Source organism: Bowmanella sp. JS7-9, assembly GCF_004329715.1.
Classification (GTDB): domain Bacteria; phylum Pseudomonadota; class Gammaproteobacteria; order Enterobacterales; family Alteromonadaceae; genus Pseudobowmanella; species Pseudobowmanella zhangzhouensis.
The window spans coordinates 1-10,067 of sequence record NZ_JXSY01000030.1; the positions used below are offsets into that span (position 1 = coordinate 1).

General features: G+C 50.7%; 8 protein-coding genes. 5 read left to right on the forward strand and 3 right to left on the reverse strand.

Translation table 11 applies throughout. The features are described from left to right. Positions 1-96 precede the first annotated feature (96 nt). The 3 genes from cysG to TK45_RS15560 all read left to right on the forward strand — a co-directional run bounded on the left by cysG (position 97) and on the right by TK45_RS15560 (position 2,603). The gene (gene cysG / locus TK45_RS15550) at positions 97-1,488 is read left to right on the forward strand and encodes a siroheme synthase CysG (protein ID WP_131259770.1); all 1,392 of its coding nucleotides are present in this window, start codon (positions 97-99) and stop codon (positions 1,486-1,488) included. Between the two features lie 16 nt (positions 1,489-1,504). Next, positions 1,505-2,110, forward strand: coding sequence for a TetR/AcrR family transcriptional regulator (locus TK45_RS15555; RefSeq protein ID WP_165490808.1), 606 nt, complete (start codon positions 1,505-1,507; stop codon positions 2,108-2,110). A gap of 76 nt (positions 2,111-2,186) precedes the next feature. Continuing rightward, complete coding sequence (locus TK45_RS15560; protein WP_131259772.1) at positions 2,187-2,603, forward strand: 3TM-type holin; 417 nt, start codon at positions 2,187-2,189, stop codon at positions 2,601-2,603. A gap of 8 nt (positions 2,604-2,611) precedes the next feature. On the opposite strand, the gene TK45_RS15565 is transcribed toward TK45_RS15560, so the two are convergent. Continuing rightward, entirely contained in the window at positions 2,612-3,724 is a 1,113-nt protein-coding gene (locus TK45_RS15565; protein ID WP_131259773.1) for an SO2930 family diheme c-type cytochrome, read from the reverse strand. Position 3,725: 1 nt separating this feature from the next. After that, complete coding sequence (locus TK45_RS15570) at positions 3,726-4,982, reverse strand: parallel beta-helix domain-containing protein (RefSeq protein WP_131259774.1); 1,257 nt, start codon at positions 4,980-4,982, stop codon at positions 3,726-3,728. Positions 4,983-5,194: 212 nt separating this feature from the next. Between TK45_RS15570 and TK45_RS15575 the strand changes: the two genes are divergently transcribed. After that, positions 5,195-7,768: a TonB-dependent receptor gene (locus tag TK45_RS15575; RefSeq protein WP_131259775.1), complete on the forward strand. Its 2,574-nt coding sequence runs from the start codon at positions 5,195-5,197 to the stop codon at positions 7,766-7,768. 72 nt (positions 7,769-7,840) lie between these two features. After that, complete coding sequence (locus tag TK45_RS15580) at positions 7,841-8,812, forward strand: hypothetical protein (protein ID WP_131259776.1); 972 nt, start codon at positions 7,841-7,843, stop codon at positions 8,810-8,812. On the opposite strand, the gene hemH is transcribed toward TK45_RS15580, so the two are convergent. Beyond that, positions 8,809-9,885, reverse strand: coding sequence for a ferrochelatase (gene hemH / locus TK45_RS15585; RefSeq protein ID WP_131259777.1), 1,077 nt, complete (start codon positions 9,883-9,885; stop codon positions 8,809-8,811). The two genes, TK45_RS15580 and hemH, sit on opposite strands and share 4 nt — an antisense overlap. Between the last annotated feature and the right edge of the window lie 182 nt (positions 9,886-10,067).

Sequence of the window (10,067 nt, forward strand, 5' to 3'; positions counted from 1 at the left end):
CGCCAAGCCTAAAAGCTATATAAAGTTCTTTTTTAATATTTCTGAGTTATAAAAAACTACGCCACACTACCACTATCTTAAGAGGTAGATGCAGCAATGAAATATTTCCCCCTGTTTCACAATACCGCGGATTTACGCGTGCTTATCGTCGGCGCTGGCGAGGTCGCAACCCGTAAAACCGAACTGATGCTCAAGACCGATGCGACGATTACCGTGGTCGCGCCGTGGCAATGTGATTCGATGTTGGGGTATGTGAATGAAGAGAGAGTCACGCTGCATTCGCGTGAATTCAATCCAGCCGATTTAACCGGTCAGCAACTGGTGTTTGTCGCCACCGATGATCATCAGCTCAACTGTGACATTTCGACCCTATGTAAAGCCGCTAATATCCCGGTTAATGTGGTCGATAGCACCGAGCTATGTAGCTTTATTACCCCTTCAATTGTTGATCGTGATCCTTTGGTTGTGGCGTTATCCAGTGGTGGCAGTGCGCCCGTCTTGCTGCGATTATTGCGTCAAAAACTGGAAGCCCTGCTACCCGCGCGTTTAGCCGACTTAGCCCGCCTGTCTGACAGCTTTCGCGACAAAGTCAAACAGCGTTTTAGCAGCGTTAATCAGCGTCGTCACTTTTGGGAACAGGTACTGGAGGGCGATATTGCCGAAACGGCTCTGCGTGGTGAATTAGACAGCGCAGCACAACAAATCGAAGACAGACTGGCCAGCAATGCAGATATGCCGGCTGGTTGTGTCTATCTGGTCGGTGCCGGCCCGGGCGATCCGGAATTACTCACCTTTAAAGCCCTGCGCCTGATGCAAAAAGCCGATGTGGTGGTGTATGACCGTTTAGTCTCGGCTGAAATTCTTGAACTGGTGCGCCGCGATGCAGAGAAAATATATGTGGGAAAAAAGGCGAGTTTGCATAGCGTGCCTCAGGATCAGATTAATCAGTTACTGGTCGATCTGGCGCGTGCCGGTAAACGGGTTGTGCGCCTCAAAGGTGGCGATCCATATATCTTTGGTCGCGGTGGCGAAGAGGTTCAGAGTCTGCTTGAAGCAGGTATCAGCTTTGACGTTGTGCCGGGTATCACCGCCGCAGCCGGTGCCGCCGCTTATGCAGGCATTCCATTAACCCACCGTGATCATGCCCAATCGGTTACACTGGCCACCGCACACCTGAAAGATGACAGCGTCGATTTGGATTGGCCCGCGTTGGCCAAAACCAACCAAACGCTGGTGTTTTATATGGGACTGACAGCATTACCGGTGATTTGCCGCGAACTGCAACAGCATGGGTTAGCCGCAGACACCCAGATTGCCCTGGTGCAATCAGCCACCACAGCCAAACAGCAGGTAGTGACTGGTACTTTGCGCGACATCGAAGCACGTGCCGCCGAGGCGAATCTCCTACCACCGGCGTTAATTATCGTCGGGGGCGTGGTAAGCTTGTATCAGACCTTCAATGCTGGCAGATTAGGCGCTCAGCAATAACGTCGAGAGTGTTATCTTGCAGTATCAGGGACGTCCTGCGCAGCGGCGCGACAGCCAGCTTCGCCGCCAAGCGATTTTACAAGCCACATTGGACATCATCGCCGAACAGGGCGTACGCGAGGTACGCCATCGTGCGGTAGCCAGTCGCGCCGGTGTCCCCCTGTCGGCCACGACCTATTATTTTTCCGATATCAATGCGCTATTGCACGACGCCTTGTTGTATTTTCTGGAAAGTGGCATGGCAACCATTGAAGAGATTCAACAGCAGGCACTGACACTTAGTTCCCTGCCCCGTACAGAACAAATTGACGCACTAAGCCAGTTGCTGGCTGATTATGTCGCTCAGCAGGTGAACGACAGAGCCAATCGCCATATTGAATGGGCATTTCGCGAATGCGCTTTGCGCGACAATAATCTGGCCCACGCCCAAATCACCGTGCAACACACCATGCTTAACGCCATCAGCGCCTATTTCCGGCTAAATGACAAATCTCACCAGCAGGCCGACCTATTAGCCAATGCCGTTTTGGGTACCTTGCTGCAGTTGGAATATCAGGCATTGCTGGGCATGCCGGATGACAACGTTCTGATCTTACGTAGCTTACTTGACCACCTGTTATAACTGCCGCCTGCTATAGTGAAAGAACGAGCAAGCCGTAGCGTCTCGTTACACATGGAAAAGAACAGAGGAAAGCGCTATGTGGCAGATCCTAAAGCCGGTGGTTGGTCCGTTAATTGACAAGCTTGTCGACCGCATCCCCGATCCTAACGCCCGTGCCGAAGCACGCGAGCAATTTGAAACCCAATTACTCACCGCGGTAACCGAAGCCAGCACGTTGCAGGCCAAGATAAATCAGGTTGAAGCTGCCCACAGCAGTGTATTCGTGGCCGGCTGGCGTCCGTTTATCGGCTGGGTATGCGGCCTGAGCCTGTTGTGGGCGTTTTTGCTACAGCCAATAATGGTCTGGGGGGTCAAAGTGGCCGGTGTCGATGTGGATATTCCGATTATTGAGACCGGCGCCTTGTATCAGCTGGTATTGGCCATGCTGGGCATGGGCGGGCTGCGCACCTTTGAAAAAATGAAAGGTGTCGCACGCGAAACCAGCCCATTATAAACCGCGGCTTAGTGGCCCGGTGTACTGCAGTCACCGGGCATGGCATTGATCCATGCATTGATTAGCGCTAAACCATCCCGATCGACCGTCCCGCGGCCCAGCTCCGGCATCATTTCGCCCGGATCGGTTGATGCCATCCGGTAGCTGATAATCGACTTATCAGCCTCACCCGGCATGATAGAAAAGCGACCGTGTCCAGCGCCCCGTCCTGCTGCTACGGGCGGTTTACAACGCCCTAAGCGACGCTGATCCTGTTGCCCCTGATGAAGCCACAAACCCGAGGTATCAGCCGCACCACTTGGGTTATGACAGTGTCCACAGTTTATATCCAAATAGCTACGCGCCTTATGCTCCAGACTATCTTCGCTATCAAAGCGCGCATTACGTGGCACCAACGCCAAATCTTGCGGCAAATCACTCAGCATGCCAGCCTGTTGCCAATGGACCAATTGATTATCCTGCCCGCCTAAAAACGGGTAGGCCTTGTTAATATGGCGGGCTTTAACGCCAATAGGCTTTAGGGCGCCATCGGTATGGTTAGGGGCATGGCATCCTGCACACTGATTGGCATCGGGCACCACATAGCTGAAGGCGACTTGGTTGCCAGCCTTGTCGGTCAGGGCCAGTGGCTTGATATCCCCTGCCCACTCCAAGGTGGCTTCAGTTTGCGCGTTATTCCATACATAAGGTAAGGCCTGCCAGCCTTCGGCATGACGCACCAAAATGCGCGTTTCGATGAGTTTTACCCGCTGCAGATTTAAGCCCTTTGACCCGAAATCGTCGCTATAGTCGGTGTGGTAACCCAACTGACCATTCTCATCTTTTGGATAATAAAAGGTTTTACTGACAATCGAACCGACCGGAAAGTCCAGCGCATCCTCGGCCTGATAGGTGGCCTGTTGCCCTTGTGGTACATATACGGTTCGAAATTTATGGGCGTTATCGGTAAACAGCGCCATGTTCAAATCATAAGGTACCACACGATCCCGCGGCACAAGTTGGCCATCTTCAATCATAACCACTTGCCAGGCAGATAAACGTTCCGGTGGATTTTCTCGTTCATACATTTGTGGTTGGCTACAGCCAGTCAGCAGCAGCACTAACAACAACCCCAATCGCATATTATTGACCTCCGAAAAACGCACCATCCAGCTCGATTGCTGGCAACTTATCCAGCGCGCATTGGTGCGCAGTCATGTCCGTGGTGACATTCGCGTAGTTATTCGGACCATCCACATTTACCACCTGTGCAGTGCCGTTTTGCACACAAATACGCGCCTCAGCAGGTACCTGACCGTCTACCAGTTTGTCGGTATTCACGTAACCATCCCACAGGACATCAGGTAGTCGACCATTGATGCCAAAGGCGGCGACGCGTAGTGCTTGCAACTCCAATAAATCCGGGGAATCACCGCCACCGATAAACTGGTTGTCGTAAATAAAAATGCCTTCAGGATAAGGATCAAATGCATCGGCGGTTGATGCCGTGGTGTAAAAGCCCGCAGAGAAATAACTGGAAATGATCACGTTGGCAGTCTGATTGTCTTCAACATGGTTATTGAAAATTTCCACCCGATCATTGGAATTAATCACCACGCCCGATCCGGCAGGAACACTGGCAACAGCTGTGCCTTCGGGTGCAAAGTTTTCAGTGTTATTAGCAATTATGCGGTTGTTGTAAACCCGCGTGCCAAAACCAGGCTGCGGCAAATTAGGCATATTGAAAACTAAAATCCCGCCCGTGTTATGGGTTGCCAGATTGTCATAAACATCTGCGCCCTGAGTATTCTCAATCTCAATGCCGGCAACGTTATATTCAGCACGGTTATTACGTACCACTACATTATGCGACTGTCCCACGTAGATGCCGGCATCTGAGGCTGCGATAGCAACCGAGCCTTCAATCAGGGTATTGCGCGTCTGTACCGGATAAATACCATAGGCGCCGTTTTTTTCATCCGGACCATTGGTCCATTCAGTACGAATGCGGCGGATGATAACGTTTTCCGCTTCGTTTATCTTAATACCGTCACCTTTGGCATCCTCAATGGCCAAATCTTCGATGATAAAATTATTGCCACTTACCAAAATCCCTTCCGCGCCAGCGATTTGTCCTTTGAATGACAGTACCGACTTATCCATGCCTTCACCACGAATCGTTACGTTGTCTGCAGTCAATGACAAACTGCGCGAAATGGGATGCACACCGGCAGGAATGGTGATGACATCGCCCGGCTTAGCTAACACGAATTGCTTAATTAATTGTTTTTCAAAGGCTTGTGCTGCTTCACTGGGTGCTTTGGCTTGTTCGGACGGGCTACAGCCGACCAACAACGACGCACAGGTGGCAAAAATAAAATGGCTCGCTGGGTAACGCATAGATTGACTCCCCTATCAAATTGGCACTATCGTACCAATTAATTTGTAAATGCCTAGTAAATTTTTACTGCATTTGCGCTCAGTCTGGTCAACCAGATAGCTTATTTTTCTTACATTTTAGGGCTTTAGCACGCCGATTAAGTGTGTTAAAAAATCACACAAATAATTAACAAAAATATTTGCATTCGCTGTTATTGAACCGGGGAAAAAACATGAATAATAAGGATCACACGTCACTACGACCCTCACTGTTGGCGACCAGTATCTGTGCACTACTCTTTGGTCTGCCGGCCATCGCTCAGGAAACGGTAGCGGAAAAAGATATCGAACGCGCAGAAGTAGAGGTGCTGCAGGTTACCGCACAAAAGCGTGTAGAAAATATGCAGGAAGTACCCATCGCGATTAGCGCATTTTCTGCCAACACCATGAAACGTATCGGGGTCGAAAATATCAACGATCTGGGCAATATTGCCGCTGGCCTGGAAACCAACGTCACCAGTGCAACCCAGCCTAAGTACAATATTCGCGGGATTAAAACCAATGACTTTGGTATCGGTGCAGATCCTGCTGTCGCGGTGTATGTGGATGGCGTGTACGCCGGACGTAGTGGTGCTGCATTGGTAAACTTCAATGATGTCGAGCGTGTTGAAGTGCTTAAAGGCCCGCAAGGTACCCTGTTTGGTCGCAATGCCGCTGCAGGTGCGATTCATATCATTACCAAACGTCCTAATCAGGAAACAGAAGGCGAGCTGGAACTCAGTGCCGGTAACCACGGCCACATGAAACTGGAAGGCTCCTACAATACCGAGATAGCAAAAGACGTTTACTTCCGCGGCGGGGTCACGCTGTCAGAGCGAGATGGTTATATCGATGCGCGCCTGTATCCTAACCCGCAAACTGAAGGTGAAGGCGATGACTACCGCATGATTAAGCTTGGTGCAGACAGCCAGCAAACCCTGCGTGCGGCAATCCTGTGGGAAGCGTCCGATAAAACAGAGGTAATGTTCCGCACCGAATTCAATGAAATGGACGGTGACAGCCGCCCAATTTATTCCTTTAACCCCGACTTATATCGCGATACCGATACGCTCGATCCGTATGGGGTGTATGAGCAAGACTTCGAGCAATTGCAAACGCGCCACCTGTTCGGTGCGTCCATTGAAGTCAATCATGAGCTGGATTTTGCCACCTTTACATCAATTACTGCGTTCAAACGCTTTGATACCGAAAACCATACGGAAGATGACGGTAGTGCCAACGTGCGCGCGTATTTCGCGTCAAACAACATCGAGCGTCAGAAGCAATTCAGCCAGGAATTGCGTTTAGCCGGCAGTACCGACAGTGGTATGCGCTGGACGCTGGGTGCGACCTACCTGAATGAAGATATTTACCAGCATACTGTCGCTGAATTTATGACCGAGTCCATTGACAGTTTTGCCATTAATGAAAGCCTCAAGGCCCTTGGTTTGCCACCAACCGGTGCGCCGGGCATGGGTATTCCGGGCATTATTGATATGCCACTCGGTACCGGCCTTAGTGGCTACTTACTGGGCTTTATTCCAAATGAGTTGGCTTATCTGTCGTCACTCACCGGTTTCTCGTCTGTAGAACTGGCCAACATGATTACCCTGGATAATCTGGGCAAGCCGTGGAACGAATTTACCGACGATTTTGGTGACTACACCTCTTATGCCGCTTTTGCCGATATGACCTATCCAGTCACCGATAAACTGGATGTGACGGTGGGCGTACGCTGGACTCGTGACGAAAAAGATTTTGGTATTCTGTCTTACTATCAAAATGAAATTACTATCCCGATTCCGGGTGTACCAGCCTCTGACTTCGGCCTGGCCTTCGGTACCGAATATGTGTTGCGTGACGAAGCGGGCGACCCGATTTTGGACAGCGACGGCATGTATCAGCCATCAACCCAATCTAATACCTGGAGCAAGGTCACGCCGCGCTTTGTTGTAGATTATCAATGGTCTGATGATGTGATGACTTACTTAAGTTATGCCGAAGGTTTCAAAGCCGGTGGTTTTAACTCGCTGGGTAAAGCCGCACCATTTGCTCAGGAAGACGTCGTCAACAAAGAAATTGGTATGAAGTCGACCTGGTTGAATAAGACGTTGCGTCTGAACCTGTCAGCTTTTGAGTATGATTATACCAATCTGCAGTTCCTGCGCCTGACCGGCTCTAACGGCAACGTGCCTGTCTACAACGTACGTAACGTCGACGCCAGCGGTCAGGGTTTTGAGCTGGAGTCCACCTGGGCGATGACACCAAACCTGAATATCACCTTTAACTATGCCTATCTGGATACCGAGTATACCCGCTATGCACTGTTTGAAGGGGAAACAGAGGCGGATGATTTAACCGGCCAACCTATGTCCAGCGTACCGAAAAATCGTTATTTCATCAGTGGCGATTACTTTGTGCCACTGGACGGCGCGGAGCTACTTTTCCATGTGGATTACACCTGGGTTGACGAGCGCAGTGGTTCAGATGCGCGCGAGAGTGCCGGAGCGCTGGCATTGTTGCCTTATAACCCAGCCGACATTCATGGCCTGACTGCTGACAATCGCGTGGATGCCTACGACTTAGTTAACGCCCGCATCGTATATATCAGCGAGGACGACTGGGAGGTTGCGCTGTACGCACGTAACCTGCTGGATGAAGAGTATCTGCTGGATGCGCCGGGTGGCCAGGGAACCAATACCGGGTCGCCAAACACTACCCGTGGAATGCCACGTAGTTGGGGTGTGCAATTCACCCAACGCTTCTAAGCAGCACATGCTTTAATCAGGCCGCAGACATCTGCGGCTTTTTTATGCGCGAAATTACGATATAGTCAGTGCATGAAACGCATGTTCCTCACTATGTTATGCACCATCTGCCTGACCTGTCATGCAGAGCAGCTCAATTATGAGCGCACCACGGCGGGTAATCAGGTGCTGTTTAATTACATCTGGCAAGACAGCCAGAATCAGCGTTATGACCTGCGGTTTGCCATCAAAAAATCCACCTTATTTACCCCGTTTCGCGAGTTTCTGCCTTTTGACCAAACGTTAATGGATCGGCATATCCTGATGGCGTTGCGGCAAAAGGCAGCCACTGCCAATCCCCGCGATGTACGCATCGAGGTACAACAACTAGGCAGCGAGCTGAACATGAAGTTTCGCGCCGCCAGCCAGGCCACCATCGACCAGTGGCATCAGGCTCTCAATCAGCAAGCTGACGTGGCGCGGGCCGATTATCTGCACAAACATTATTACGTCACGTTTGAAACCCCACTGCAGCAAAATTTGGTCAAGCCAGACCATGTGCGGTTTGCATTGGAAAGTGCAGAGATAATTCAACCGGTGATCAATGCTTTTCGCACTATGCTGGGAGAAAACGCCAGTCCGCGGGATATCGTCACGGCCGTTGCCAGTTGGGTGCAATCCATTCCCTATGACACATTAGAAGATCGCACCACCTCTAGTGGCAGCGGGTTTTCCCCGCCGAATACCCTGATCTACGAAAATCAGGGAGATTGCGATAGTAAAGCCGTCCTGACGGCTGCCATCCTGCACGGATTGCTGCCCTACGTGGATATGATGTACGTGTTTTTACCCGAACACGCGCTGTTGGCGATCAGTATTCCCTGGCAGGAAGGTGAGCAAATAATTACCCATCAGGCACTGGAATATGTGTATCTGGAAGTGGCCGGCCCCGCGGTAGTGCCTATCGGTCAATTGAGCCCAAGTTCTCTGCGCGCCCTCGCTCAGGGCCAGCAGGAACTTGAACCTATCCGTTTTAGTATGGCCGCGATAGAAACCCAGCCTTAACGACTTGCGCCCATTTGTTTGGCGCGATGCGCACGCTGTGCATCGGCATTGACCTGCCAGCCGTGCATATTTGACTCAATCAGCCCAAACAGGGCGTCAATATGTCCGGCATCGGCATTGAGCGCTTCAATGTATTCATAACGCTGCCCGCCCGCGTCCATAAAATAGCCACGATTCTCTACCCCGATTTCCTCAATGGTCTCCAAACAATCGGCAGAGAAGCCCGGGCAAACCACCTGCACAGATTTCACGCCCTGCGCAGGTAACGCTTTTAAGGTTTCATCGGTATATGGTTTCAGCCATTCCTCACGGCCAAAACGTGACTGGAAGGTAGTCAGGTATTCGTCTTTCGACAGGCCCAGTTTTTCCGCCACCAGACGGGACGTTTTATGACACTGGCAATGGTATGGGTCACCATTTAACAGGTAACGTTTGGGCACACCATGGTATGAAAAGATCAGTTTATCGGCTCGGCCATGGCTTTCCCAGTGCGCCTGAATTTTATCCGCCAGCGCCTGAATGTAATCGTCATTATCACAGTACTGATTGACAAAACGCAGTTCGGGCAACCAGCGCCGCGCTATAAAATCCTGTGCCAGAGCATCAAATGTCGAGCCTGTAGTCGACGCCGAATATTGAGGATACAAGGGCAGCACCAATAACTTGCGCACACCATTATTCAGCATTCTGTCCACCACAGACTCGATAGAAGGCTGACCATAGCGCATGGCAAATTCGACTTGTACGTTGTCACCGTAACGCGCTGACAACTTTTCACGAATCGCGTTGGCCTGGTTCTGGGTATGTACCAGCAACGGCGAACCCTGCTCACTCCATACTGACGCATAGGCATGCGCCGAGCGCTTAGGCCGTACGTTTAAAATAATTCCATTTAAAATAAACCACCATAGCAGGCGTGGTACTTCAACTACGCGGGGATCAGACAAAAATTGTTTGAGGTAAGGCTTTAACGCCTGTTTGGTCGGCGCTTGCGGGGTGCCTAAATTGGTAATCAATACACCAATTTTATCCTGTTGCCCGTGATAAAAGCCGGGACTGCCGGTAAACGTCATCTAACTCATTTCCTGAAATAACCTCACTGGCGCTAAGGATACCCTAAATTCAATCACTTAGGCTCAACCAGTAAAGGCAAATTAAATAAAATCCCAGCAAGTACGTGTTACGGTGTATTCCAGTTCACTTTGACTGAGGCACCCTATAGGTATCAATTCAAATACCTACGTCTGAACAAACC

Coding starts and splice junctions, on each gene's coding strand:
- cysG (WP_131259770.1), top strand. CDS start 97: ATGAAATATTTCCCCCTGTTTCACAATACCGCGGATTTACGCGTGCTT.
- TK45_RS15560 (WP_131259772.1), top strand. CDS start 2,187: ATGTGGCAGATCCTAAAGCCGGTGGTTGGTCCGTTAATTGACAAGCTT.
- TK45_RS15565 (WP_131259773.1), bottom strand. CDS start 3,724: ATGCGATTGGGGTTGTTGTTAGTGCTGCTGCTGACTGGCTGTAGCCAA.
- TK45_RS15570 (WP_131259774.1), bottom strand. CDS start 4,982: ATGCGTTACCCAGCGAGCCATTTTATTTTTGCCACCTGTGCGTCGTTG.
- TK45_RS15575 (WP_131259775.1), top strand. CDS start 5,195: ATGAATAATAAGGATCACACGTCACTACGACCCTCACTGTTGGCGACC.
- TK45_RS15580 (WP_131259776.1), top strand. CDS start 7,841: ATGAAACGCATGTTCCTCACTATGTTATGCACCATCTGCCTGACCTGT.
- hemH (WP_131259777.1), bottom strand. CDS start 9,885: ATGACGTTTACCGGCAGTCCCGGCTTTTATCACGGGCAACAGGATAAA.